The following is a 25,260-nucleotide window of genomic DNA, read 5'->3' on the forward strand; positions in this document are numbered from 1 at the left end:
ATACGCTAACGCATTGGCCGGCGACAATGGACAGAACTCTATATCTACAAATTCCGCGCCTGGGCACTGTTGCGGAGTACCGTAACGGGACGGGCCGATAGTCCGACCTGATCGCAGCGCTGCCTCATGAAAAATATGTCATTTTAAAACTCATCCCTTGTGACAATATAACGTTAAGGTATGGGCGTGTTGAAGTTCAGGGAAGACACGCAATGAACAAGTACCTTATCGGCGTAAGCCTCTTGTCGATTCTCGCCGGACCGGCATACGCTCAGTCCGCATCAGGCGGGACTGCTCTCACTAACGAGCAGGATAAGCCTGCCGGAGCAGCCGTTCCAAAATCTTCTCGCTCCACTGCCGTTGGCGCAGATATCATTGTCACGGCACCCCTCCAGCAAAGCGAACGCGATGTTTTGCAAGGGACATCGGTGCTGACCGGGCAAGCACTAACCCGTAACCTGCGTCCTACCCTCGGCGAAACCCTGGCGCGGCTGCCAGGCGTTTCTGCCACGTCGTTCGGACCTTCTGCATCTCGGCCCATTCTTCGAGGCTTTCAGGGAGAGCGCATCCGCGTACTGACTGACGGGATCGGCTCGATCGATGTGTCGAACACGAGCGTCGATCATGCCGTTATCATCGATCCGCTGCTCGCTGAGCGCATCGAAGTATTGCGCGGACCTTCTGCGTTGTTGTTCGGCTCGTCAGCCGTTGGCGGCGTCGTCAACGTCATTGATACGCGTATTCCGCGGACCGTGCCCGAGAACGGCTACCGCGTGAACGGCATCGCTAACTACGGCAGTGCCGCCAATGAGCGCTCCGTTGAAGCTGCAGGCGACGTGGCCGTCGGCAAGCACCTCGTGCTGCATGCTGATGGATCCTATCTGAAGTCTGACGACCTGGAAATCGGCGGTTACGCGCTGTCGCGTCAGGCCCGTGCAGCCGTGCTGAGCCAGGTGGGCCTCCCACAGGCGGTCGAGCCCGGTGAAGAGCCGATCGACTTTGCCGGCGCGGCGCAGATCAAGGGCCGTTTGCCCAACTCTTTTTCAAAGACGTGGACGGCAGGTGTCGGCGCTTCCATCATTACCGATACCGGTAGCCTGGGCGTTTCCTACAGTCATTATGACAGCTTCTACGGCGTGCCTATTCGGTACGCGACCGAAGTCGGGCAAGAGCAGGAAGCGCCGCGGCTCGACATCGTGCAGAACCGATACGATCTGCGCGGAGAGATCGAGACGGGCGGTGGCTTCGTTGAGCGAATTCGCGTTCGCCTTGGACATGCCGACTACCGTCACTTCGAGTTGGAGGAGGACGGCTCGGTAGGCACTGCCTTCTACAATAACGGCACCGAAGGCCGTCTCGAGCTCGTCCAGGCGAACCGCGGGGGCTGGAGTGGTGCATCAGGCGTCCAGTACTTCAACCGCCTGTTCAACGTCGTCGGCGAGGAGGCTTTCCTCCCGCGAAACGAGACCAACCAGACCGGTCTCTTCACTCTCCAGCAATTTAACTCTGGCGCGTTCCGTGCTGAGGGTGGCTTGCGGTATGAATGGAGCGACCTGAACGCCCGCAACGATGAAGAAAGCCGCTTCTTTACAGGGCAACGTAGCTTCAACGCCTTGTCCGGGTCGCTTGGCGCGTCGTACGCACTGAGTGACGCGGTCCGCGTCGGCATCAATGGTTCACGCACCGAGCGTGCACCTTCTGGTGAAGAGCTATTTGCAAATGGCGGACATGCCGGCACCCAAGCCTACGAACTGGGTGACCCGAACTTTCGTTTGGAAAAGTCCTGGGGTCTCGAGGCAACGCTGCACGCCCATACCGATCGCGTGAGCTTCGACGCTTCGGCCTATTACAACTGGTTCTCCAACTATATCTCGGAAAACCAGGTTGGACCGGAAGTTTGCCAGGCTGCGACAACGTTATACGGCCGCGATCCTGCCGATGCTGGCGAGGTGGATCTGCCGTGCTTCCAGTACCAGCAGGCGGACGCGCGCTACTACGGTTTCGAAGGAAATCTGTCGGCAACGCTCTTCCAGATCGGTGAGACGCGGATCAACGGTGACGTGCTCGGCGACTACGTACATGCCAACGTCGTCGATCAAGGGCCGATCCCGCGTATCCCGCCGGCGCGTGTCCTTGGCGGCATTGAGGCGCAGGGCGGTCAGTTCACGCTGCGCGGCGAGGTGGAACATCTGTTTGACCAGAAGCGCATTGCCGCGTTCGAAACGCCGACGAAGGATTATACCATCGTCAACGCAAGTGTCAGCCTTTCGCCGTTCGGTCGTGACAGCAAAACCACGCTGCTGCTGTCGGCAAACAACATGTTCGACGTGAACGTTCGGCGTCATGCAAGCTTTCTCAAGGACTTCGCTCCGCTTGCAGGGCGAGATCTCCGCGCTACGATCCGGTTCGGGCTCTGACCTAACGTGAGTTGCTGTGGCGGCGGAATTGGTTCCGCCGCCACAACTTCGTTGAATCTTGGAAACCGCTCAAATGAGTTGACGAGCTCCCTCCCCAGACGCTGTGCATCTTGTGCAGTATCCAACGACCTCGGTAACGTAGCGCCGCGGCTGGAATCCTCTCGCCGCTGCGACGTTATCGAGAACAGTCCTGATGGCGCCGGCGTCGGCTGCTGTTGTCACGTCACAGTGATGGCAGATCATCGTCAAGACTGGAAATGGCCGGTGCAGGACATAGCTGGCTAGCGCTTCAATCCTGTCGATGGCCTGGGTTTCGAGTAGTTGACCTACCGCCCGGAAGACCGAACTATGATGAATGCCAGGTTCGATTTCGGCGATACGCAGCGCAATGGCGTGAGCACTTAGTGGCTCTTTAAAAACGTTTAGCACGCGCACTACTTCGTTGTGAAGCCAGCCGTGAGGGCGCCGCTCACTAAACGTTTTTGCGCTGCCCCGATGCCTAGCATGCACGACGCGAACGCCAGTTCAGAATGTGCGCCGTGGCTAGGAATACGCTGCCAAAGACGGTTGCAATGGTCTCGACCTGGCCTTCGGGAAACACAAAGGCGCCAAGTACCAGCATAGTGAGTCCTACGCACCCGAAGGTGACCGGAAACACCGTGCGGTGCCGCGCTCGACCGCTTGAAAGGGCAATCACCGCCGCGGGCGCAGCGAAGGCAATGACCAATGATGGAAGCTCTCGGGTATGAAGAAAAAGACGGAGAGCGCGGGCGCAGCGGCAAAGATGAGCGGGAGCATAAGGCAATGCACCATGCAGGCTGCGGATCCCACCAGCGCTGCTTGGTCAAGCCAATCGATCGTTCTCGTTTGCAACGTCCGGCCTATTGCTACTAGTTCAGCAGGTTGCGATACATCATACCCTATCGTGTGCAAGCACGATCGTGAGTGGACCACTCTGCCACGTAGGATTTCAGTCTTTATGCGTCTCAGAGGTTTGTACGTCTCCCTTCACATCCGCACTCGCGCCCGCATGAGACCCGCCAGCGCCATGGAGGTACTGCCCGGCGATGACGCTCACGATACGGACTCGATATCTTGTATCATGAGGCCGAGTGCGTCAGGGCGTGCAAATGCTCCTAGCTACAAAACTTTGGCTCTTTCCCGGCGGTCAGCAGCTGGATCGGAGGCTTGACCCGTGAGCCTTATACCAATCGCTTTCGGCATAGCCGCCAGCCTAGCGACCCTGGCAGGGGGGCTGCTAGCGTTGCGTCTCCAACACAGGATCGTGTTTGTTCTGGGTATCACGGCAGGCGTGGTACTCGGCGTGGCGGTATTCGACCTTGTTCCTGAGGCACTCGAGCTTGCGCACGACTATTGGAGTCCCCGCGCATTGGTCGGATTCGTTGCTGTCGGACTTGGTTTTTACATGTTGCTCGATCGGGCACTGAGGCAGGCAACATGGCTGCCGACCGGTTGGAGAACGCATCTCGGCCCCGCCACCCTGACGATGCACAGCTTGATGGACGGCATGGGCATCGGCATTGCCTTCCAGATCAGTGCAGACGCCGGGTGGCTCATAGCGCTCGCAGTTCTGACGCACGATATCGCGGATGGTGTAAACACGGTGAGCCTCTGTCTTGCTGCAAGGTCCGAAAGCGCAGCGCGCCGCTGGCTCGTGCTGAACGGCTTGGCGCCTTTATTGGGTGTGGTGCTTGGCCTCGGCATAGCTGTGCCGCCAGCCATGCTGGCGCCGTTAATGGCCGGGTTTGCTGGCGTTTTCATCTATATTGGTGCGTGCGAACTGTTGCCGAGGAGCTATGCACTCGATCCCCGAATGCGAACGACCCTGGCCAGTATCGCCGGAATGATGATGATGTTCATTGTGACGAGCATCGCACACTAACGTAGCATCGAAATCGGGGGCATGATGCGGTGTCGTCAAACGGATTTAGTCATGACCAGTTTCGCTACAGATCACGATCACCCTGAGCATCCCCATGGTAACAAGGACGGTGCTCACGTCCACGCACACGGCGAACGCGCGACAACTTTAGTGCTCGCCCTGACAGTCGTAACGATGATCGCGGAAGTGGCAGCGGGGTGGTGGACCGGTTCAATGGCGCTGCTTGCAGACGGCTGGCACATGGGGATGCATGCCGCTGCCATGGGGGTGGCTGTGTTCGCTTACCGTTTCATGCGCCATCACGCGACGTCGGGACTCTACTCCGGTGCTCACCGCGCGGGTGACCTTGGCGGCTTTGCGAATGCCGTGATGCTCGCGGTAGTCGCCATATTGGTCGCAGGTGAGTCTGTTGCTCGTCTCGTATCGCCTGGATCGATCGACTTTTCAGCCGCGCTTGTAGTGGCATCGATCGGCCTCGGGGTGAATCTTCTGAGCGCGTGGCTGCTCCGCGAAGCGCCGCATGCGCATGGTTGTGGCCACGATCACAACCGCGAGGCTGCGTTCGTGCACGTGCTGTCCGACGCGCTCACCTCCGTGCTGGCGATCGCAGCGCTCTGGTGCGGGCGACGCTATGGCCTAGTCTGGCTCGACCCGTTGATGGGGATTGTAGGCGCAGCCGTAATCCTCCGCTGGTCCGCAAGCCTGCTGCGTCGGACCGGCGGAGCATTGCTAGACGTGACCACTTCGCAGGACACCTGCAACCATACACACCACTGATTGCCGACCAGAGACGGAAACCATTTGACGAGGGTGCGCACGTGTATATATTAGCACCTGTTCATATGTTTATGTTTGCATGACACACGATGAGGGAGCGCAGCTTGCCGAGCTGTTTCACCTTCTTGGCGAGCCGAACCGGCTAAGGCTGGTAGCGGCGTGCCTGGAGGGGCCACGATCGGTGGGGGACCTTACGGAAGAGGTTGGTGTCAGCCAGAGCCTCGTTTCGCAGCACCTACGTTTGTTGAGGGCAGGGCGACTGTTGAAGCAGACACGTAGCGGACGAAACGTTTTCTATGAGCTGCCCGACTGTCACGTTCGCACCATGCTGACCAACATGATGGACCACGTGCTCGAACCCGAAGACCACATACACGAGGAATAGATTATGAGCGTCAATGTCGAAATGGTGAAGTGCGCCTGCAACGATTGCGTCTGCGTTGTCAGCACCAGCAATGCGGTGGAAGCAGAAGGTCGCATCTTCTGCGGCGACAACTGCGCCACTCACCACCAGGAGTCCGCTGGCTGCAACCATGCCGGTTGCCCATGCAACGGCTAAGGTCGGGTAGCTTTGTAATGTTGAAGGGGTCGGCTTGCCGGCCCCTTTTGCTTTGGAGAACGCGCTTCGTAGCGAACGTACTATTCTGGGTGCCGCGCGGCTGGTCCGAGTGCTTCGATCCCTGCTAACGGTTCTCCGGAAGCGGTACAGCCCGGCGCCGTATATTACGGGTGGGATCGCTGCTCCTGGGGCCTCAGTTCGCAGCGCGCGCGACGTTGTTGGTACGATCACGATCCGGCAGCCTGTGATCAGGATCGAGTTCCGCCCGCGTCACCCGGCCACGCGCTACGGGAATGACCGTAGCCGACTGACGGATCCAGGTTTCGGCAGGCAGGCGCAGATCGGTCTTCCGACCATCTGCATAGGTCACGCGCAACGTCACAGGCATCACCAGCCTATCGCGCGATTCCACGGTGACCAGCGGCGTGCCATCCTTCGAAGCAGCTATCCCCGCCACCGCTAGGTCCATCTGCCAGTTGTACGCGTACCAGCCACGCCACCACCACGACAGGTCCTCTCCCGCATCGCTCTCCATCGCGCGGAAAAAACTCAGCAGGCTTCGGGTGCTTGAACGCCCAAGCCGCGACGAACTTGCGGAAGGCGGGATCGAAGCGGTCTGGCCCCAGGATCTGCTCGCGCAATAGGACGAGGCCCAGCGCAGATTTGAAATACGTCACCGGATGGCGCCACTTCTCGATCACCGTATCCGAGCGCGACAGGATCGCCGGGGCGTCGGGATCTGCCAGCACCGGCAGGATCTCGTCGACCGGATTTCCACCGCCCGGCGCATATTCGCTGTCCCGCTTGGGAGCATATTCACCGCGGTTGAACGCGTCCGACTGATAGGTGTCGATGAAGGTGTTGAAGCCCTCGTCCATCCACGCATGGCGGCGCTCGTCGAAGCCGACGATCATCGGGAACCAGCTATGCCCGATCTCGTGCGCGGTGATCCAGAACAGCTCCTTGCCCTTGTCATCGATGCCGTCGAACACGATCCCCGGATATTCCATCCCCGACGCTGGCCCCGCGACGTTGACCGCGGCCGGCCAGGGATACGCGAACCACTTCGCCGAGAACCGCTCGACCGAATCCTTTAGATATTCGGTCGAGCGGCCCCAGCGATCCTTTCCTTGCGATTCCGCTGGGTAGAAGGACATCGCTAGCGACGACTTGCCGCCTGGCAGGTTAATCCGCGCCGCATCCCAGGCGAACGCTCGCGAGGCGCTGAACGCGACGTCGCGGGTATTCTCCATCCGGTAGTGCCAGGTCAGCGTGCCGCCTTGCTTCGGGCGCGTCGCCGGGTTGGCAATCTCGCGGGGCGCGCGGATGATGACCGTCGCGTCGCTCGTCCGCGCCATGGCCAGCCGCGCGATCTGCGTCGGCGTCAGCACCTCGGCGGGGTTCTGCAATTCGCCCGATCCCGCCACCAGCATGTCCGACGGCAGCGTCAGCCAGTAATCGAAGTCGCCGTATTCCAGGTAGAATTCCTGCGCGAGATACGGCGCCGTGTCCCATCCGCGCAGGTCGTCATATACCGCCATCCGCGGATACCATTGTGCGATCGAGAAGATGTCGCCGCCATTCTTCGACGTCAGCCAGCCGGTACGCCCGCCGAACGACTCTGACGGCACGGTGTAATGATACTGGATGCGGATTACCGCCTTCGCGCCCGCCGCGAGCGGTGCCGCCAGCCGCAGTTGCGCGCGCGTATCGGAAATCAGCGGAGTCACGGTCGAAAAGCGCCCGCCACTCTCGACCGAAACTGTATCCAGCGTCATGCCACCGGTATTCCCGGCCATTGCACCGCCCCGCGAGTTCGCACCTCGCGACCCTGTACGGTACAGGTTCTGGTCGAGTTGCAGCCATAGCACGTCCAGCACGTCCGGACTGCCGTTGGCGTAGTGGATATCGACGTTACCCGTTATCGTCTTTGCGGTTGGATCAAGCGTCGCGCGGATCTGATAATCGGCGCGATTCTGCCAGTAATCCGGGCCAGGCAGGCCGGTGGCTGAGCGGACCCGACCGGTTGGCTGACCCATGTCGAAAGGCGCGAAGGTCTCGCGGGGATGATAGGCTGATGCGCTGGCAGCGGTGGAGAGCACGAGGACCGTTGCCAGTGCCGATGTCCTAAGAGTGATGATGTTACCCCGTCTGCCCAATGCACGATCTGGAGACATTGTATCTCCGCGAGGACCAATGCAAGAACGGCGTCATCGCTCCTGCCGTGGAGTTGTAGTAAATCGAGCACAGGAACAGGCAGCTACACGTCAAGCAGCGAGGCGGGATTGAACGTCGGCCTGACACGCGATGAGGTCACGGAGATCCTCATGCAGATGGCAGTCTATGCCGGTTTTCCTGCTGCACTCGACGGATTGTTTGTCGCCAAGGAAGTGTTTGCGGTTCGAGCCGACTAGGGGGGACCATGACGGAGCTATTGAACGAGCGCCTGTGCGCCGAGGTGCCCGGCAAAGTGGTGGTGTTCGCGATCGGGATGCGGATCAACCGCTGGTGGAAGCCGTGGCGTTGGATGCCGGTCGCGGCCGAGATGCCGCCCATGCTTCAGGAGCAGGGGGCAGACCCGTCAATTGGTCTTCTTTCCGTCCGGCCGATCGTCGGCCTCCGCAACATCGGCGTGCTGCAACACTGGCAAAGTGCAGAGCATCTACACGCCTACGCCCGCGCCGGCACGCACATGGCCGCTTGGCGGCGGTTTAACGAGAGGATCGGCACCAGCGGCGACGTGGGCATCTGGCACGAAACCTATGTCGTGCCCGCCGGCCACTCGGAGTCGGTCTATGTCAACATGCCGCGCTACGGGCTCGGTGTCGCCGGCGCGCTGTTCCCTGCTAAGGGGAACCGGGCAAGCGCCCGCAAAAGGCTGGCCGGAGCCGGCCGATCATCTACGCCTCCTGGAGACGGAGTCGAATAGTACTCGTACATCGCTTAATATATCACCGGCGCTGGGAGAGCTGTTTCCTTCCCAAATAGCGGCAACCGGGATACTCTCGAGAACAGCGCTCGGTTCTCAATCAACTATCTCTTTTGAGAAAGGCCCCAGCATCAAGCGACCTCCGCTAACGCCATGTCCCTTCTCAATAAGCAGACGGGCAGCCTTCCTATCCATTGTCAGCATTCAGCGACGCGATGTGCGGAAAACCCAGTCGTAATTACCATTGTGCGACAAACAGGGGTTTTGCGACGCCTGAGTAAATCTGCTGGCGTTTAGCGTATCTGAGTCCGTTCTATGTACCACCTTCCGAATGCAGCTTCGGCGGTGCTGTTTGAATGGGTGCCGTATGGTCCTCTTTGGTTAGGGCTTCAGCCGGACTAGGCGAGCAAATTGACTAAGACTCGATACACCGTTTCTAACGTAAAACAGACCACCCTTAAGCGGTGCGCTAGGGGCATACCCTAAAAGAACCCACTTCGCGACAGGTTTGAGTGCGTGATCATCGAAACCTGGTGAGCCATAGACTATCCCGCCATTGGCTGTGGGGCCGCCTGAACGTGCTCCGGTGCCGGTCCGGTCGGAGCCACGGCAGGCGCCTGTGCGGGTTCGCCTTCGTTGACGTCGTCCTCACTGATGCGCATCATCATACGGTAGTGCGCACCCTGGCCAGTTTTCTCGAAAACCTGCTCGAAAACTCGTAGATAACCCTCCACCGCGTTCTCGTCGATGGCGACGTAGAGGTCATCGTGAGCACTGTGCGAACCATCGTTGATCCACGAAAACAGCGACGCACAGATCTGTGAGTCGCGGCCGTCGAACGCCGCGACGATCTCGTCCTGTTTCAGACCGCCGAGGTGAATTAAATAGTTCTCCACGATCCTGCGCATCGTGTTTTGGATCGTTAGGTTTGGACGGCGGGGGCTGCGAACTTCCTCCCAAAGCAATTCATAGGATGTTTTCACCGGGTTGTGGTTGTATCGATGAAGTGAAGAGACGTTGTCGCGCTTGCGCACGATCCAAAAGGTCTCGGATCGTAAGCATCCATCCAATGGCCGGCTTCGATTGTAGCTAACTTCCTTATGAAAGTAGATATTGTGCGTGAGCACGAAAGCCTGCTTGATGTTGCCATATTCTTCGCAAACGTCGACAATTACCTTCCTGATGAGAGCGCTAACTATGAACAGGACGTCCGCATCGAGGCTCGACACGGGATCATCGAACACTACGATCCGCGCGGCCGACGTGCCGGTGCCAGAGGTGCTGCCGGTCAGACACTGATAGAAGTAAAGGAAGGTGATGAAGGACCGTTCGCCTTCGCTGAGCGTACGAGCCGCATCGCTGCCATCGAGCCGGACGATCCGGTACATATCGTTGTGATCGCCAGCGACCTCGAGCTTAAAGTTCGAAAAGCCGAACGAGCTCAGGATGCGATTGATGATATTTACCGTCGGGCGGACGCTGGTGATCGATTCTTCGAGCTCCTTGCGCTTCTGCTCCTTTTCCATCCGGCGCGCTAGCTTGTCCGTGATGCTCGCCTGCATGCCGGTAATCGCGCGCTGTATAGTACTGGTGGTTTCGACGAAGGTGTCCAGGTCGGTCCGGCGCTCTTCGACCACGAACCGCCAAACCTGCGCGGTGAGGCGGCGTTTGGCAGAGCCAAGATCACGGATAATCTCGTTGTATCCGTCGGTCGAGGCATTCGCGGCGACGATCATGGCGGTGACTGCCTCGGTCATGACGGTTGTGGGCTCGAGCACAAATAGGCTGCTCGGCTCGCGCCGCTTTAATTCAATGCGGCTTTGATTAAGGTCGAAGATCGCCTTGAGCGCAACATAGTGCTCTTCAAGGGCTGCACGATCAATGAACCGGCCGGGGGCCGCGAGTACGGCGTCAATCTGAATGCAGACAGAGTCGACTGCGGCCGCATAATTGCGCCTTAGGTCGGCGATCGTCGCCAACTCCTTCAAGTACTGCTCGTCAAAAAAACTCGTTCAGGTCCTGCGCCAAGTCCGGTGGAGCGGTCTGCTGGCAGAAGGGACACCTTCCAGCTGCAGCGTCCAAATAGCCCACGCCCTGCTTTACCCAGTCGCTGTTCCCAAGGCGCTGGATCAACTCAGCTACGACTACATCGTCGCGGCCGACCACTCGCCGAGCCAGTATCGGTGCTTCCCCGAGCTCAGCCAGCCGGTCGAAGCAGATCGCGCGTATCTGCGCTTCCGCAGGTGCTGCCGACTGGAAGACTGTCGCTGCCTGCCCAAACAGATCCTCCAGAGTCTTCAGCTCGACGCCTTGGACGCGCATCTCTTGCAGCAGCTTGTCGCAAAAGGCGGCCTTACTGCCACGGTGACCGATGAAAGCGGTCTCGAACTTGTCCTTATGGTTTTGCTGGGACGTCCAGCAGGCCTTCTCGAGAGCCGTCCTGGCTGCAGTGAGGTCTCCCTGGCGTCCTCCGGTGCCGTTTTCGCCCTGCAACTGCAGACGAAGGTTGGCGACCTGGCGATCAATCGTTTCGATAGCCTCCGACAGGCGTGCGATATCCGCAGCCGCCTGCGTCGACTCTTCGCCCAACGTGAAGATGCCTGGCAGTTGCTCGCCAAAGTTGGTTTCGGCAAAATCGCGGTTGTAGACGAGCGCATCCAGCGCGCGACCATTCCGCCAAGTCACGGCGTAGCCGGGTCGGCTATCAGGGTCGTGGACGGCTCGTGAGATCGTCGTCTTGCCGCAGCCGTTATGGCCAAACAGGAAGTTCACCTTCCTAAGGTCAGTCAGCTGATCGCCGGCAGCCGGATAAGTCGCCTCGCCCGCGATTTGAATTTCGGTAATCAAGCTATTCCCCCAAACCGCCTTTGCTGCTCGCACCGGAATTGCAGCTGATTATTCAGTTGTCGTGAACGCGGGCTTATCTTCGCGTCAAATACTCTTGGAAGCGATGTGCCATCGTTTTCACCGACATGGTAATCTCGAACGGATCGTAGAGCGAGATCGGGAAGGTATTCGCAGTCCTTAATTCCATAGCGGGATAGCTTCCCAGCCGTGCGGGAACCCCGAATTGCCGACTGTGACACCTGGAATTTTTGGGAAGGTCGCAAAATGTGCCTTGAGGCACTCAGACCAGTCGTTGGCGGCGGCCGGATCAATTACCCGCAGTAGATACTGCATGATCGCCGCTACGGCGTAGACCCGGCTATGCGCAAAGGTGTCCCTAGCCAGCGGATCGAGCAGGGCAAACTCCCCCGGTTTGGGAGGAATCGGTTGATCGGCTGGCGAGCGGTTCCACAGTCGGGAATGATGAGCGGCGACATTGCGGATATGGTTGATCGCGCGCAGCCAGCTGGGCAGCAGCGGGCGCCGTGCGATGCCGAACGCGCCTGCCAAGTGCTGCTGGTCGACAACGAGCATACCGCCGATCAGCTTGGACAACATTCCGAAGTCCCATACTTCAATGCTGATCCACAAGGGCAGGGGCCCGTCATATTTTTCGCGAAAATGTATCGTGAACTGCTCTTTGGACCGACGTTCATGCTCGTCGAGACGTTTAAGCCATGCATTATACGGAACCACACCCGTCGTTCGGTCGGCCTGACTTGCAAATTTAGGATAGAAGTGTCTTGGGTCGCGATGTGCCCAAGCACCGTGCGGTCCGAGTAGCAGGGCGACCGAGACCCGCATCGCGATCTCGATCCGTTCTATCGCCTCAAGGAACAACGCGCGCAGCCTGCGGTCGAACTCAGCAAGCCCGATCGCCTGGGCGAGCGTTGCCCGGGCGACGAAATCATCATCATAGGCAACCGTTGGCTTACCTTCGTCACCGAGGTCGAGACGGGATTGGCGTAAGGGGTGCCAATAGCCGCTGAGGCGATAATAGCCGTATTGACCAAGCAGCCGCGCGGCCTCGGCGGGGTCACCCAGATCAAGCCCGCGACTCTGCAGCACGGCAGCTTGGCCAGGTATATCGAGGAAGGTTTTAGAGTAGGGCGTAGTCATAGACACGGCCGTAAACGAAAACCAGCCCGCGCACACCAAGGGTGTGGGGGCTGGCCGTGTTACTCGCCATATAGGGGCGAAGCCTTACCGATTCAACAAAAAGTTGAGGCTCGCGTAAGCGCAGGCCGTTGCCTAGGAGGGGGCGCTTCTCCTCTGATAACGTTTGAGCCGCTGATCGACTTCGCCGCGCGGCAACCGGCAGCGCGGATGCGTCGCGGTCTTGGTCAGGCCGTGATGGAGGGTGGCCGTATCGCAGGTGCCCGCGGCTTCGAGCCGGTCGAGGATCCACAAGGTGCCATGGACCTCGATGCCCTGCGCCTCTGCGACCGCCCGCAAGCCGCGATCCCCGGTGAGCAGGGTCCAGGTGCGGCCCTGCGCCAGCGCGAAGGCGAAGGTGTCGGGCAGCGACAGCCGCTGGTCCGCGCGGCGCAGGATCGTCGCCTGCGTGACTTCGAGCGGAGTCAGTTGTTCGACGATCAGGCCCAGCCCCTGTAGCCGGGCGCCGAGATCGCCTTCGAGTTCGCGCGCGAACAGCAGGTCGGGAACCGCGAAGTCCTCGTCGAGCGCAAATGCCGCCTCGAGCAGCTCGCCGCGATCCAGGTCGATGATAATCGACGTGTCGGAGACGAGCACGGCCACCGCTCAGACCTCCTCTTCCAGGCGACGGTCGAGCTCCCGAAGCGAAATGTTGAGCATCTCGGCGGCCCGGCTCTCGCCGATCACGCCTTCGGCCAGCGCTCGGTAGCACAGCCGCTCAAATCGCTTGGGCTCCTCATAATCGGGCGCGATGCAGGCCGGCTCGGCGAAGGGATGCTTGCGCCAGCCGCGCTGCGCGAACACCTTGAACAGCGCCGAGAACGCCTTCTTGTCGATGATGCCGAGATCGCGGCAGCGAAAGGCGATCGCCTGGACGCTGACCCCGAACCGCCGCTTCAGTGCGACCAACTCTCCGACGCTGATCGACGAGCGCTGCGCCCCGACCTCGGCGCGCACGACATCGGCCGGCATCAGGAACGCGCCGGCGAAGCGGTGCGCCGCCAGTTCCTCATCGACGCCGCTGACCGGGCCCATCACCATATGGCCCAGCTCATGGGCGAGGGTGAAGCGCTTGCGCTCGGACCAGGCGCCGCTGCACACCACAACGACCCGCGCCGCGTCCCGGCCTTTACGCTTCACCTTGGCGGCGAGCCCGTCAATATCCTCTAGGTCCATCGACAAGACCTTGATGCCGCGCTCCTCGAGAAGCTCGGCGAGCTTGGGCACCGGATCGTGCCCCAGGCCCCAGTCCTCGCGCACCGAGCGCGCCGCATCCTCGGCGTCGCGCAGGTCCTGGACCGGATAAGGCGCGCTGCGCGGCTGCTCCCAGTCGGCGCTTCTGAGGTTGAGCAGATCCTCCAGCGCCAGATAGCGCTCGAGCAATTGCAGCGTGCGCGCCTCGATCGTCGCTTCCTCGCGCGCGCTCGTCTTCTTGCGGAAATCGACGCCCTCGAGCTCGAGTTCCTCATCGCTCAGCAGATGCGCCTCGCTGACTTGGAGGGCCGTCGCCAGCGCCATTAGGATTCGCGACCCGGGCATGTCCTCGTTGCGCTCATATTTGCCGATCGCCTGCGCGGAGACGGCATTCCCCGTCTTGTCGGCCAAGTCACGCAGCGAGAAGCCCGCCGACGCGCGGGCCAGTTTCAATCGCTTGCCGATCATGATCTGCCCTTTCCATCTCTCGGTTTACAGAAAACGCATATAATGGCGTCTTTGTAAACCAGCACCCCTTTAAATCGAGTAAAGGCACCCAATGTTTCTACGTGTGCTGGCAGGGTGGGGCCATCTTGTAAACCGGAGTTTGTGATGCCTTCAGCGATTTACCGGGACGATCAGCGGCCAAACGATCCCTTTGCCGACCCCCTCGATGCGATCCTCGCCGAGATCGCGCTCAACATCCAGTTGCCGCCCGGCCTCCATGAAAAAGCGGTCGAGCGTTACAAGGCGGTGTGCCGCTATATCAACCGGCCGGGCAGCCCGCTCGAAGGCCGGGCCTCTTGCCTCTACCCGCAAGGCTCGATGGCGATCGACGCGACGACCTCGACGCGCGGCACCGACGACGAATATGACATCGACGCCGTCGCCGAGATCATCGGCGGTGACGAGACGCCCAAGGGTCTGCTCGATCTGCTCCAGCGCGCCCTCGCCGGCTATCCCGTGTCGCGAATCGAGCGCAAGACGCGCTGCATCACGCTTTATTATTCCGATGGCATGCATCTCGACGTGACTCCGGCGCGTCGCGTCTCGGCCAAGGAGAAGCAGAGCGCGATTCCCCACGCCAAGCAAGGCGAAGATGCCAGCCAGCACCGCTACGTCCCGATGAACGCCTATGGCGTTTGCGCCTGGTACAATGACCGCACTCCGACCGAGCGCCGCTTCGCACTCGCGCTCAACAAGCGCCTTTACGAGGATGCCGGGGTGGCGTTCGCCGCCGCGGAGGTCGAGGATGTCCCCGAACAAACGCCGCTGCTGATCAAGAGCGTGACCACCGTCGCTCTCCAGCTTCTCAAGCGTCACCGCAACATCGCTTATGCCGACGCCAAGGGCCGGATCCCGCCTTCGATCCTCTTGTCCTGCCATGCCGGGCACGCCGCCTTGCCCGGCATGGGGCTCGCCGACATGGTCATGCGCCAGGCGCGCTGGACGGCACGCGCCATCGACCAGGCCGCGCGCGCTGGCCGCCTGCTCGATGTCTCTAATCCCGAATTCCTCGCCGAGCGCTTCACGGACCGCTGGCCGGAGAATCAGCGCCAGCAGAGCGACTATGCGGCGCTGCTGCATGCGCTGGCCGACGGGCTGGAGGCGGCCCGCACGCGCGGCGCGCAGCTCGAAGAGCTGCAAGCCTGGCTGCGCGAGCGATTCGGTGCTGGCGCCGTGACGAAGTCGATTGCCGCCTTCAACGCTCGCCTCGGCCGCCAGGTCCAGGCGCGCGAGCATGGCTATACTCGCTCGGGCGGACTGTTCACCCCGGCGGCTCCGGCCCTCGTCGGGCTCGGCGCGCTTGCGCCGGTGACGGCACGCGCCCACACCAATATGGGGGAGCGCCGCTAGCGATGAGCCTGTCGATCGACTCCCAGATCGAACGGATGCGCTCGGTATGGCCCGAGTTCGCGCTGACCGGGCACGACGGCTCCGTCGCGCGCTGGCGCGGGCCGCTACGCCCGCTGCTCCAGACCTATGTGATCGACATCCTCTACCGCGCCCCGGCATTGATCGAGCGGTTTGACGCCGCGTTCCACCAGCCGCGCGTGTCGGTGGTTAGCCCGGCGCTGCGCCGCCGCCGGGGCGATCGCGAGGGCGCCTTGCCGCATGTCTATTATGGCAAGGATGACGCGGTCAGCCTGTGCTTGCTCGACCCCCAGGCCGGGGACTGGGCGCCTTGCGACCATCTTGCCGAGACCACCGTGCCTTGGACGATAGAGTGGCTCGCCGCTTACGAAGGCTGGCGCGCGACCGGGACCTGGACGGCCAGCGGCCGCCATGTCGAGCCGGCAAGCGCCCATGTCTAAGACCAGCATCCCGCAAAAAGTGCAGTCGGCTTTGTGGGCGCGCACCGGCGGGCGCTGCCAGTATCGCGGCTGTAACCAGGACTTGATCGGCGACCTCATTGCTGGGCGGCAGGACGGCGTATTCGGGTTCCTCGCCCATGTCGTCGCCGACAGCGCCGATGGCCCGCGCGGCGACACGGTCCGCTCGGCTTTGCTCGCCCGCAGCCTCGAAAATCTGATGCTCATGTGCGCTCGTCACCACAAGATAATCGACGTCGACGCCGTCGCCGATCACCCCGAGCATCTGCTGCTAGCGATGAAAGTCGAGCACGAGGCGCGGATCGCGACTGTCACCGCCATTGACGAGGAGCGCGGCTCGCACGTCGTTCGTTTCGCCGCCAGCATCGGTCAGAACGAGGCCCTAGTCTCGACTCAGGCGATCTTCGCGGCGATGCCGCCCGATCATCACCCCGCGACCGGCCAGACCATCGACCTGGAACTGCTCGGCCTGTCCTATCAGGACCACGAAGCCGAATATTGGATGGTGCAGCGTGACAATCTGCGGCGCCAGTTCTCGGCTAGAGTCGGGGGACGTATCGAGCGCCAGGAAATCCGTCATCTCAGCGTCTTCGCGCTCGCGCCCCAGCCTCTGCTCATTGAGCTCGGCCGGCTGCTGGGCGACATCGTCCCGGCAACCATCCATCAGCGCCACCGCGAACCGGCAAGCTGGCGCTGGCAACGTGATACCGCGCCCGTTGACTATCAGGTCTCAGAGCCGGATGCTTCGCGTACCGGCGCGATCGCCCTCAAGCTCGCGGTGAGTGCGACCGTCACCGACGATCGCATCGCCGCCGTGCTTGGTGAGGACGCGGCGATATGGTCGCTGACCGCCAACGTCCCGCACAACGACATCGTCCGTGCGCCTGAGGATCAGGCGGCGTTCCGCACCGCACTGCGCGGCCTGTTCGATCGGATTAAGGCGCGGCATGGTGCGGGTCGGTGCCTGCATCTGTTCCCGGTTTTGCCGGCGTCGCTGGCAGTGGAGGCCGGTCGGGTGTGGATGCCGAAGGCAGATCTCGAAATGCGGATTTACGACCAGGCGCGCGGCCATGGGTTCGTGCCCGCGTTGTCGATCGGCGAGACCTAAGCGACTGGGCGCGGATTGCATCGCTGCCAAGCCGCCGGTGGTCGTGCAACTTAGCGTGCGGCGACCGCTTTGCCGTCCGCCAGGGCGAAAGCGGCCAGTCTGCTGTCGGCTCAAGTCCAGGCGTAAACCGGCATCTCAACGGACGATAGGCTTTGGACGGCGCTCAGCCCGCCGTGAATGACGTCTTGTGCGTCGATATTGCGATTCTTGGCGGTGAAATGCAGCGCGGTCTCCTACGTCGCTGCTCGCTCGGCAGACTCCAACATCTGAGCATCTGAACTTGTGGCTACGCCGTGGCGCGGCGCGCTTTTGACCCTTGAAGGCTTTGCGGTCTGGCTCTTGATGTACCATCGGTATGCGCCCAGAAAGGTGGACTCTAGGCAACAATGCCGGATAGTCCCTTTCAAGAGGCGATGTTCCATAAAAACGCTTTCTTTCGGCAGGAATGAGTTTGACGCTATACATTTTCGGTGACGCTGACCGGGTTAGGCAGCGCGTGGAGCGAGCACTCTTCTCTGGTGACCTGGTCGACCTCGGCAAGTTCTCCGCCGCCCTCACCGCGGCGATCGCGCTCATCGCACAGCAGTTGGTCGAGCGCCTTTCGGCACTGGTGGTCATGGCGGGGGGCGACGACCTTCTACTGACAGTTGCCGCCGAAAGTTTCGATATTGCCATTCTGGAACAGCTCGCGCACGATTTCGTCAATGAGACTGGCTGCACGATATCGTTTGGCGTGGGCACGACGGTTGAGGAGGCGTACCTTCACCTCCGCAGGGCCAAGGCTTGTGGCGGCGGGGTCATAAGCGTGGTGCCACTTTCGTGAACCAGATGCTGGTTTTTGTCGACTCGGAGCGGCCGGACACCTACCTGAACAGCGTTGTACACAATCTCCGATCGGCATCGGTTACCACCGTCAGGTTCGTACACGTCTATGGATTTCCTGGCGACGCCTCCCTTCCAACGCCCTCTGGCTTGGCGAGACGAACGCTAACCTCAACCCTGCAAAGCATCGAGTCACTGGCTCGGCGTGCAGAGTACACGCAGGCGGACGGAATGGTCGTGCCTCTCGGCAGCCACAACGGCTCGCTGAGTAATGACGAGGTGAAGGCATTCTATCAACCCGTCGACGGAAGGCCGGTTAACTACCGGAGTGAGGAGGTTCACTACGGTGAACTACGGCAGTTCCTAAGGGGCGTGAGGCGGGAGGGTGGACAACACGTCATTGATGTAACCGGGTGCAGGAAGAGGTTCTTCGGCGATCTTATAGCCCTTGGGGTCGTTGATGGTCTTGAGAACATTCGGACCTTTGATCTCCTAGCGCCTATGAACTTCAGCGAGCCTTGGAAGATGCTGCTACATGAACTCTCCGCAGCGCCTTCCAAGTCCTTCGAGTACGTGGACATTCTGGAAACCCGCATCATGATTGACTGCTCCCGGGCGGTTGTAATCCGAGCTCCCCGTTTGCGGTACGCTTCAATGATTGCGCTTGCGCTTGCCATCATCGGTGTTGCGCTTAACGCGTATTTCGGCTTGGATAGTCTTCAAGCGAAGTGGGTGAACGTACTTGCTCAGTTCTCTACGTTTGCGGGGCTTTGCTTCGTCTTCTTCCCTCCGCGAAACGTATAGCATCCAGACGGAGTTTGCTTGTGTCGGACCGCAATCGGTCCAGTTCCCACCTCCGGATAGCACCTGAACAAACGTCCGCGTTCCGGAGCGGCCAAGCCACGCTCAAGATCGGGTTTTTGGTCTTGCGGATTGCGATCCATCGTTTGATAACCGCAGCGTACGACCTGAGCCAACGGCTATTTGCGGTTCAAAGCTCGCTTGGCCTCGAACACGGCATCCGCGGCCTGGCCACCAACCCGGTCCACATCCTGGTTAAACTGATCGACGACGCGCGGAGCCGTCAGACCGTCGAGTCCCTTGCGCAGTAGACGCTGATACTCCTGCCGAGAGTTGGCCTTGGCAAATGTCCGAGCCTTGAATTCTGAGAGTGCGGCTTCGAATTTGAGACGATCTTTCGGACCAAGGTCAGCCTTTGCCGCACGTAGCGTCTGATCAAAGGTTGTGGCGCTGCTCCCGTCGATAACGGTCGGAGCGCTCGCGCCGACGCCGCAGGCAGAGCCGAGGAAGCACGCGGATAGCAGGATCAGGGGTCGCATTTGATCACTCCTTAAATGAGATTAAAGTCGCGCGGAGTTTCGTAGCGGGGCGGCCCAGTCGTCAGGCTTAGCGGTCGCACGGTAAAGAACGCTCAGGCGAATGATGTAGTTATCGGATGACCACGACCTTGGCGTCGGCATCGCCAGCAATATCCTTCCAGGCCTTGTCCGCGGTATAGGCCGGCGCCCCTACGCGTTTGGCAAGCGCCAGGCAAAAGCGATCGCCCAGTGACAGCCCGGCGGATGCCGTCACCGATCGCAGGCCACCAGCCTCCCAGGCTAGCGCATCGTCGGCTGGCACCACTATATAGGGGAGGGTACCGAGCATGGCGCGGACATCCTCGAGCGGTGCGCCGAGATGGACGAAGTGACTGACCACCTCGGCCTGATTGACCGCGCAGACCGAAGCGTCGCCGATGACGCCAGCAACCTTGCTGGCGCCGCGCTCACCTTTAAGGAGCGCGAGGATCGCCGAAGCATCGAGCACGACGTGGGTCATTCGCCGGTCTCCGCGCGGCGCGTCGCCAGAAAGGCATCGACCGAAGCGTCGGGATGCTGAGCATAACGTTTGGCGATCGCCTGCGCCTTGGCCACAGCCTGATCGACGGTACGCAGGATGACACCCTCTGGCGTATCTTCAACGAGCACTGCGCCACCGCCTTCAAGTCCCAGCCGCTTACGGATACCCACGGGAAGACTCATGCGACCGTTCGGCGTGATGTTAACCTGGAGTATCACGTGTCATTCTCCGCTTTCAATGGCGTTATGGCAGTAGCGTACCACAAGTGCGACCAGAGGGGGATGAGATTTATCCGCGTCCAATCAATCTTGAATGCCACAATAGGTACTAGCGATAAATTGTATTCCTGCTACTACGAACTATGCCCGAAATTGCAGTCGTAACGGAGGCGGAACGGTGATTGTCGATATGCCGACGCCGGGTGAATTTCACACCGCCGGGGTCAACCAACTCTACCTCGCGTGGAAGATCACCATTGGTGCGCAGCAAGCGCTGACGCGAATGGGCGCTGCGGCCGATGACCAAGAGGCGGCCAGCGATTATTGGCAAAGCGTCCAACCTGAACTGGCCAACGCCTACAGCCTGATCCAGCAGGCGATGGAATTGGCGCTGAAGGGGCGGATCGCCGCGGTGTCGCCCTTTCTGCTCTTGGGCAATCCCGCGGACTGGCCGGGGAGGGGGGCAACCGAGCCACTGTCCTTCGGTGAGTTGCCGACGCTCGATGCCTCCAAGCTCGTGAAGGTCCACAACCTTCTGATCGACCCGCCGCTGGATGCGGCCTTCGCGACCCTCTGGGAGACGGTCCGGCGCGATCGCAACCGGATCATGCATTCGACGTCGCGCACGACCTTCACCGCGGCCGCGGTGGTGCTGGCCATCCTGCGCGCCGCCAAGACCCTGTTCGCAGACATGCCGTGGGGCGATCGCCTGCTCGCTCAAGAGGCAGGGCAGAAATACGCGATCTTCGGCATGGACGATCATGTCTATAGCGAAGTTGTCGGCGAGATTGGATGTGCCATCGCGCTGCTGACACCGGCCGACGCACTGGAGCTGCTCGGCTTTGACCGGCGACGACATGCGTATGTATGTCCGCAGTGCTTTGCCAATGCCGAGCATGATTTCGCGCCAAGCCTTCCCAAGCTTGCCCAGTTTCCCACCAAGGATGCAAGCGAGACGGCATTGCGCTGCATCTTTTGCGAGGCGGTCAGCACGGTCGATCGTCACGATTGCGAGTACCCGGACTGCCCAGGCAACGTCATCAGTCAGAACCTGTGCCTGACCTGCCTCCGGGAGCAGGACGAGCAGTTCTCCCTCACCCCCGCGTTCCTGATCCGAGCACCGGACGACTTACATGATTATGAGTTCGTCGTCGGGCGGGAAAGCGGAGGGCGGCGGGATGAGTATCGCAGCCATCGCGAGCGCGCCGCGGACGATGAAGATGCGATCGCCTACGGGCGGCGTATGCTGGACGCCGCCCACTTACGGGTCTGGCAAACGGTTTCGATCTTCCAGCGCGAGAGATGCTCTGTTCCACTGGAGCCGCAGACCTGCCGCCCGATCGGACATTGGGCGCGGGAAGACCGCGGATTGCTTTGGCATCCCGGCGTCCTCGCCTACAACTATGCCGCCCATGGACCGGTATGATGACGAACGCTGGTCCCGCGACGGATAAGCCCCCCAGCGAAGAGGGTGGAGTGTCGCCAGCATCCTCGGCCGTCACCCTGCCTGCGCTGACACCCGTCACCCCCGCGCCGCTGATTGAGCGCATCACGTCTGACGATGAGGCGCGGGTGGCAGCGTATGTGGCACGCGCGTCGGCTGCCTCGACTGTTCGCGCCTATCGCTCTGACTGGCGGCTCTTCACGGACTGGTGCGCCACCCGCGGCTATCAACCGCTGCCCGCCACACCCGAAGTGGCGGCCGCCTATCTTGCCGAGATCGCCGACGTCGGCACGACGTTCTCCGCAGGGCGTCCGCTCTCCAAGGCGTCGATCGAGCGCCGGCTCGCCGCGATCGTGTTCGCCCATCGCGCGGCCGGGCTCGAACCGCCGACGACGCAAACCGGTGCCGCCACGCTGAGCGCCATGATGCGTGGTATTCGCAATGCCAAGCGCTCGGTTCGGCGCGCCACCAAGCGACCCGCCGACGCCGACGTCCTGCGTGACATCGTGCGCGGGATCACCGGCGGTACGATGCTTGACCTACGCGATCGCGCTCTGCTCACGATGGGCATGATGGGCGCGTTCCGCCGCTCCGAGCTGGTGCGGATCCGGGTCGAGGACATAGCTCCGCATCCGCGCGGGCTGTCGATCACCATCCCGTTCTCCAAGGGCGACCAGGCGGGCGTTGGCCAATCCGTCGCCATCCTGGAGGGGCGTCGCATTGAACCGGTGCGTCACCTGCGGGCATGGATCGAGGCCGCCGAGATCACCGCAGGAGCGGTGTTCCGTCGGCTGACCCCGCACGGACGGGTCACCGATGCGGCGCTGAGCGAGCAATCGGTGGCATTGGTGGTCAAGAAGCGCGCCGCAGCGGTGGGCTACGACCCGGCGCTGTTTGCGGGTCACAGCTTGCGCGCCGGCTTTCTGACCGAGGCCGGGCGCACGGGAGCGACGCTGTTCAAGATGCAGGAACACAGCCGGCACAAGTCGATCGAGATGCTCAGCACCTATGTCCGGGACGAGGAAGCTTTCCGCAACCATGCTGCGGAAGGGTTTGCATGATGGCGTGTGGGAGCACGATGCGGACAAGCATCAGGGCTTGCAAATGACGGTCACATCACCGGAAATAGGAAGATGACGAACGAGACGTATGACGAGCCGGTGATGTTGGATCATCGTGAATGGTCGCGTGACGGCACGCATGTTTTGACCCTGTTCCATCGACCGGGCTGGTCCAACAACGCGTGGCAGATCCGCCACCACCACGCCTATGAAGGCGGGGGTGGCTTCGGATATAATTCCAGCTTCAACGAAGAAAGTGAAGCGCGGGCCTACTTCGCCAAGACGGCGGAGGAGGAAGACGCCAAGCACGCCGAGTGGCTGGCCGATAAGGCAGTAAAAGGCGCATGAGCAGCCTGCGATCGATCGACCTCAGTCTCATCGATGAGGTGTTTCGCGGCGACAGCGGTAAGGGATGGGTACTCGACTTCTCCAATCGTACTTTCGCCGATTTTTTCGCGCGCGAACTCGAGGTCGATATCGACGCTCTGCAATATGCGAAAGATGGCGATTCCAAAGGGAAGCGCTTCCGATGTTTCCTGGGGCAGGTTGATGACAGGACCGCCGCCAGGACGCTGCGTGTCTTCTGGGAACAGCGCGAGTCCTTGCGGGGCGGGGGCACTCCTGACCCGATGCCGCGTGCGAGCGGTCAGATCGCCGCGTTGATCGGGCGCTTGGAGGGCACGATCTCTACCAGTCCGGTCAACGTCGTGCCGGCGCAGCTCCTTGATACGATCGACTTCCTCCGGCTGCGCGACGAGCTCCTCGCGGTTCGCGATCTTGACCCGCATCAGCGCGGCTATGCCTTCGAGCGCTTCCTGACGACCGCCTTCGAGGCGTTCCGGCTGCGACCGCGTGAGCCGTTTCGGCTGATTGGCGAACAGATCGACGGCAGTTTCGAACTCGCGAACGAAATCTATCTGGTCGAGGCCAAGTGGCTGAATAGAAAAATCGGTGCGGCCGAGCTGCACACGTTCCACGGGAAGGTCGATCAGAAAGCGGCATGGGCTCGCGGGGTGTTCATCAGCTTCGGCAGCTTCACCGACGAGGGCCTTCACGCCTTCGGTCGGGCTCGGCGCGTGATCGGTGTCGACGGCAAGGATCTGTACGACGCGCTTGATCGGGGCATCGGGGTCGATCAGGTGATCGCACGAAAGGTTCGACACGCTGCCGAAACGGGTGAGGTGTTCGCTCCCGTAAGCCAGCTTTTTGCGTGATGCTGCCGTTCCCAAGGTGACATGAGTAATGCCTGCAGACAGAGAATCCTGGTTGCGGTGCTTATAGGGTAGGTGCTCGATGGTCCTCGATGCCTCTAGACCTCAAACAGACTTTCCCTGAAAACGAGTGCCGGTTTTTTAAACCTATCTTCCACGGAAAGAAGACCTGCACTTTCCGATGCCCTAAGGGTATACGCTAAAGGTACCGGGTTTTTGCTAGGTTGTGCTGCGTGATGTTGGCAGGCCACGATCCAAGCTATGTGGCACAGACGTATATTTTTGACACGTCTTAGGAGAGGTTGCTGGATAGGCGGTAAAAGGCCAACTGATGATGGCGATGCTGGTAGAGGATTGCGAGGTCGTCATGACGCTACAAATCAACATAACGCCAAACGGACGCATGAGCTTGCCAGCTGACGTTCGTAAGCGGTTGGGTCTGACCGGTGGCGCGCGGTATATCTCGACGAAACTGAAGATGGCCTCGTTCTGCGAACCGCCAATCAGACGGTGGCAAGGGCACAAGCGCTCGCCAAGCAATATACCGGCGAAAATCCCGACGCCTCGGTTGACGCATTCCTCAATCGGCGTCGTGAGGACAGCGGCGAATGAACGTGGTTCTCGACGCTTCGGCGCTCATCGCCATGATCAAGGGTGAAAAAGGATCTGCCAAGGTTGCAGCCGGTATCGCCGGTGCGCGAATGAGCAGCGTGAATTACGCCGAGGTGGTGACCCACTTCATCCATGCCGGAATGCCCGAGCGAGAAGTCGATGCCATGCTCGATCCGCTGCCACTGACGGTGGTGCCGGCCGACAAGGCCCTGGCACAATTCGCCAGGCGACTGCGCGCCGTGACGGCGGAGGCGGGCCTTAGCCTTGGAGATCGTTTCTGTCTTGCTCTAGCCCGACGGGACGGGCTGCCTGCTTGGACCAGCGACCAGAACTGGAAGAAGATCGCGGATGCGGTCGAGGTCAAGGTCGTGACGATCCGCTAGCATTTGGCGGGAAGGGCAGGGGGCAGCCATTTGCCGATCCTCCACCAACCCGCCAGTTTCACGCGACCGCTAAATCCGTCGCCAATGTCGCATTGTGGTGGAAAGCGGACCTTCGATGCCGGTCTTACCGAGGTCTCAGGTGTCGCGGTCGCCCAGCTTCGACTTTGCTACACTGGCCCCAGAGCCGAGTATCAGGCCGAAAATCATGCCAAGCGCGATGTTGTCGAAGATGACACCGGCAATAATGCCAAGGGCAAACCCACCGCCTGCGAACTTCTTATCCATAAGCCCCCTCCGTTGAGCAACAACGTTATCAGCCGCGAACTGACGTGCCAATGTCCGTTATTGGGCGATTGTGTTGAAAAAGTCGGGCTTGCAGTAGTGTCGG

Annotated in this window: 28 protein-coding genes and 2 pseudogenes; 18 read left to right on the plus strand and 12 right to left on the minus strand. The window is 61.0% G+C overall.

Annotation, left to right across the window (positions count from 1 at the left end):
* The first annotated feature begins 212 nt into the window (after positions 1-212).
* Entirely contained in the window at positions 213-2,417 is a 2,205-nt protein-coding gene (locus IFS44_RS19810; RefSeq protein ID WP_192099770.1) for a TonB-dependent receptor, read from the plus strand.
* A 499-nt stretch (positions 2,418-2,916) separates the two neighbouring features.
* Here the strand turns inward: IFS44_RS19810 and IFS44_RS23010 are convergent.
* Positions 2,917-3,371 (minus strand): annotated as a pseudogene (locus tag IFS44_RS23010) (MerC domain-containing protein).
* A 331-nt stretch (positions 3,372-3,702) separates the two neighbouring features.
* Here IFS44_RS23010 and IFS44_RS19820 point away from each other — a divergent pair.
* The 4 genes from IFS44_RS19820 (at position 3,703) to IFS44_RS19835 (ending at position 5,656) form a co-directional block, all read left to right on the plus strand.
* Positions 3,703-4,320 (plus strand): ZIP family metal transporter, encoded by a 618-nt coding sequence (locus IFS44_RS19820; RefSeq protein ID WP_192099772.1) that lies wholly within the window; start codon positions 3,703-3,705, stop codon positions 4,318-4,320.
* A gap of 51 nt (positions 4,321-4,371) precedes the next feature.
* The gene (locus IFS44_RS19825; RefSeq protein WP_192099773.1) at positions 4,372-5,097 is read left to right on the plus strand and encodes a cation diffusion facilitator family transporter; all 726 of its coding nucleotides are present in this window, start codon (positions 4,372-4,374) and stop codon (positions 5,095-5,097) included.
* Positions 5,098-5,176: 79 nt separating this feature from the next.
* Positions 5,177-5,482, plus strand: a complete 306-nt coding sequence (locus IFS44_RS19830) for an ArsR/SmtB family transcription factor (RefSeq protein WP_192099774.1) — start codon at positions 5,177-5,179, stop codon at positions 5,480-5,482.
* A gap of 3 nt (positions 5,483-5,485) precedes the next feature.
* Positions 5,486-5,656, plus strand: coding sequence for a metallothionein (locus IFS44_RS19835; protein ID WP_192099775.1), 171 nt, complete (start codon positions 5,486-5,488; stop codon positions 5,654-5,656).
* A 193-nt stretch (positions 5,657-5,849) separates the two neighbouring features.
* On the opposite strand, the gene IFS44_RS22450 is transcribed toward IFS44_RS19835, so the two are convergent.
* Together IFS44_RS22450 and IFS44_RS19840 are read right to left on the minus strand one after the other, a co-directional pair.
* Positions 5,850-6,044 carry a hypothetical protein gene (locus IFS44_RS22450; protein WP_244650466.1) on the minus strand — a complete coding sequence of 65 codons (195 nt, stop codon included), beginning with the start codon at positions 6,042-6,044 and terminating at the stop codon, positions 5,850-5,852.
* Between the two features lie 7 nt (positions 6,045-6,051).
* Complete coding sequence (locus tag IFS44_RS19840) at positions 6,052-7,695, minus strand: M1 family metallopeptidase (protein ID WP_244650467.1); 1,644 nt, start codon at positions 7,693-7,695, stop codon at positions 6,052-6,054.
* Positions 7,696-7,941: 246 nt separating this feature from the next.
* On the opposite strand from IFS44_RS19840, the gene IFS44_RS21855 reads away from it, so the two are divergent.
* A complete protein-coding gene (locus tag IFS44_RS21855) occupies positions 7,942-8,070 on the plus strand; it encodes a carboxymuconolactone decarboxylase family protein (RefSeq protein ID WP_197977977.1) in 129 nt (42 codons plus the stop codon).
* A gap of 8 nt (positions 8,071-8,078) precedes the next feature.
* The gene (locus IFS44_RS19850; protein ID WP_192099776.1) at positions 8,079-8,585 is read left to right on the plus strand and encodes a DUF4188 domain-containing protein; all 507 of its coding nucleotides are present in this window, start codon (positions 8,079-8,081) and stop codon (positions 8,583-8,585) included.
* Between the two features lie 545 nt (positions 8,586-9,130).
* Here IFS44_RS19850 and IFS44_RS19855 read toward each other — a convergent pair.
* From IFS44_RS19855 to IFS44_RS19875, 5 genes are all read right to left on the minus strand, one after another.
* Positions 9,131-10,573 (minus strand): AAA family ATPase, encoded by a 1,443-nt coding sequence (locus IFS44_RS19855; RefSeq protein WP_192099777.1) that lies wholly within the window; start codon positions 10,571-10,573, stop codon positions 9,131-9,133.
* 10 nt (positions 10,574-10,583) lie between these two features.
* A complete protein-coding gene (locus IFS44_RS19860) occupies positions 10,584-11,432 on the minus strand; it encodes an AAA family ATPase (RefSeq protein WP_192099778.1) in 849 nt (282 codons plus the stop codon).
* 177 nt (positions 11,433-11,609) lie between these two features.
* Positions 11,610-12,590 (minus strand): Abi family protein, encoded by a 981-nt coding sequence (locus IFS44_RS19865; protein WP_192099779.1) that lies wholly within the window; start codon positions 12,588-12,590, stop codon positions 11,610-11,612.
* 132 nt (positions 12,591-12,722) lie between these two features.
* Positions 12,723-13,229, minus strand: a complete 507-nt coding sequence (locus IFS44_RS19870; RefSeq protein ID WP_192099780.1) for a hypothetical protein — start codon at positions 13,227-13,229, stop codon at positions 12,723-12,725.
* Positions 13,230-13,232: 3 nt separating this feature from the next.
* Positions 13,233-14,288: an XRE family transcriptional regulator gene (locus tag IFS44_RS19875; RefSeq protein ID WP_192099781.1), complete on the minus strand. Its 1,056-nt coding sequence runs from the start codon at positions 14,286-14,288 to the stop codon at positions 13,233-13,235.
* A 144-nt stretch (positions 14,289-14,432) separates the two neighbouring features.
* On the opposite strand from IFS44_RS19875, the gene IFS44_RS19880 reads away from it, so the two are divergent.
* From IFS44_RS19880 to IFS44_RS19900, 5 genes are all read left to right on the plus strand, one after another.
* The gene (locus tag IFS44_RS19880) at positions 14,433-15,677 is read left to right on the plus strand and encodes a nucleotidyltransferase domain-containing protein (protein ID WP_192099782.1); all 1,245 of its coding nucleotides are present in this window, start codon (positions 14,433-14,435) and stop codon (positions 15,675-15,677) included.
* Between the two features lie 2 nt (positions 15,678-15,679).
* Positions 15,680-16,135: a hypothetical protein gene (locus tag IFS44_RS19885; RefSeq protein WP_192099783.1), complete on the plus strand. Its 456-nt coding sequence runs from the start codon at positions 15,680-15,682 to the stop codon at positions 16,133-16,135.
* Positions 16,128-17,261, plus strand: a complete 1,134-nt coding sequence (locus tag IFS44_RS19890; RefSeq protein ID WP_192099784.1) for an SAVED domain-containing protein — start codon at positions 16,128-16,130, stop codon at positions 17,259-17,261. The genes IFS44_RS19885 and IFS44_RS19890 overlap by 8 nt, the downstream gene beginning before the upstream one ends.
* 451 nt (positions 17,262-17,712) lie before the next feature.
* A complete protein-coding gene (locus IFS44_RS19895) occupies positions 17,713-18,084 on the plus strand; it encodes a mCpol domain-containing protein (protein WP_192099785.1) in 372 nt (123 codons plus the stop codon).
* Positions 18,081-18,887, plus strand: coding sequence for a hypothetical protein (locus IFS44_RS19900; RefSeq protein ID WP_192099786.1), 807 nt, complete (start codon positions 18,081-18,083; stop codon positions 18,885-18,887). Before IFS44_RS19895 ends, IFS44_RS19900 begins: the two co-directional genes overlap by 4 nt.
* 176 nt (positions 18,888-19,063) lie before the next feature.
* Here IFS44_RS19900 and IFS44_RS19905 read toward each other — a convergent pair whose 3' ends face one another.
* The 3 genes from IFS44_RS19905 to IFS44_RS19915 all read right to left on the minus strand — a co-directional run bounded on the left by IFS44_RS19905 (position 19,064) and on the right by IFS44_RS19915 (position 20,161).
* Entirely contained in the window at positions 19,064-19,423 is a 360-nt protein-coding gene (locus IFS44_RS19905; protein ID WP_192099787.1) for a hypothetical protein, read from the minus strand.
* A 109-nt stretch (positions 19,424-19,532) separates the two neighbouring features.
* On the minus strand, positions 19,533-19,922 hold the full coding sequence (locus tag IFS44_RS19910; RefSeq protein ID WP_192099788.1) for a type II toxin-antitoxin system VapC family toxin: 390 nt from the start codon (positions 19,920-19,922) through the stop codon (positions 19,533-19,535).
* Positions 19,919-20,161, minus strand: coding sequence for an AbrB/MazE/SpoVT family DNA-binding domain-containing protein (locus IFS44_RS19915; RefSeq protein WP_192099789.1), 243 nt, complete (start codon positions 20,159-20,161; stop codon positions 19,919-19,921). The genes IFS44_RS19910 and IFS44_RS19915 overlap by 4 nt, the downstream gene beginning before the upstream one ends.
* Positions 20,162-20,339: 178 nt before the next feature.
* Between IFS44_RS19915 and IFS44_RS19920 the strand changes: the two genes are divergently transcribed.
* From IFS44_RS19920 to IFS44_RS19940, 6 genes and pseudogenes are all read left to right on the plus strand, one after another.
* Positions 20,340-21,587 (plus strand): hypothetical protein, encoded by a 1,248-nt coding sequence (locus tag IFS44_RS19920; protein ID WP_192099790.1) that lies wholly within the window; start codon positions 20,340-20,342, stop codon positions 21,585-21,587.
* Positions 21,588-21,637: 50 nt separating this feature from the next.
* Positions 21,638-22,666 (plus strand): site-specific integrase, encoded by a 1,029-nt coding sequence (locus IFS44_RS19925; protein WP_342366508.1) that lies wholly within the window; start codon positions 21,638-21,640, stop codon positions 22,664-22,666.
* A gap of 72 nt (positions 22,667-22,738) precedes the next feature.
* Positions 22,739-23,014, plus strand: coding sequence for a hypothetical protein (locus IFS44_RS19930; RefSeq protein WP_192099792.1), 276 nt, complete (start codon positions 22,739-22,741; stop codon positions 23,012-23,014).
* A 38-nt stretch (positions 23,015-23,052) separates the two neighbouring features.
* On the plus strand, positions 23,053-23,880 hold the full coding sequence (locus IFS44_RS19935; RefSeq protein ID WP_342366509.1) for a restriction endonuclease: 828 nt from the start codon (positions 23,053-23,055) through the stop codon (positions 23,878-23,880).
* A 364-nt stretch (positions 23,881-24,244) separates the two neighbouring features.
* Positions 24,245-24,489, plus strand: a pseudogene (locus tag IFS44_RS22455) (AbrB/MazE/SpoVT family DNA-binding domain-containing protein).
* The gene (locus IFS44_RS19940; protein WP_192099794.1) at positions 24,486-24,872 is read left to right on the plus strand and encodes a type II toxin-antitoxin system VapC family toxin; all 387 of its coding nucleotides are present in this window, start codon (positions 24,486-24,488) and stop codon (positions 24,870-24,872) included. The pseudogene IFS44_RS22455 and the gene IFS44_RS19940 overlap by 4 nt, the downstream one beginning before the upstream one ends.
* 135 nt (positions 24,873-25,007) lie before the next feature.
* Here the strand turns inward: IFS44_RS19940 and IFS44_RS19945 are convergent, their stop codons facing one another.
* Entirely contained in the window at positions 25,008-25,157 is a 150-nt protein-coding gene (locus IFS44_RS19945; RefSeq protein ID WP_192099795.1) for a hypothetical protein, read from the minus strand.
* Between the last annotated feature and the right edge of the window lie 103 nt (positions 25,158-25,260).

The organism is Sphingomonas sp. CFBP 13706 (genome assembly GCF_014842355.1).
Classification (GTDB): domain Bacteria; phylum Pseudomonadota; class Alphaproteobacteria; order Sphingomonadales; family Sphingomonadaceae; genus Sphingomonas; species Sphingomonas aerolata.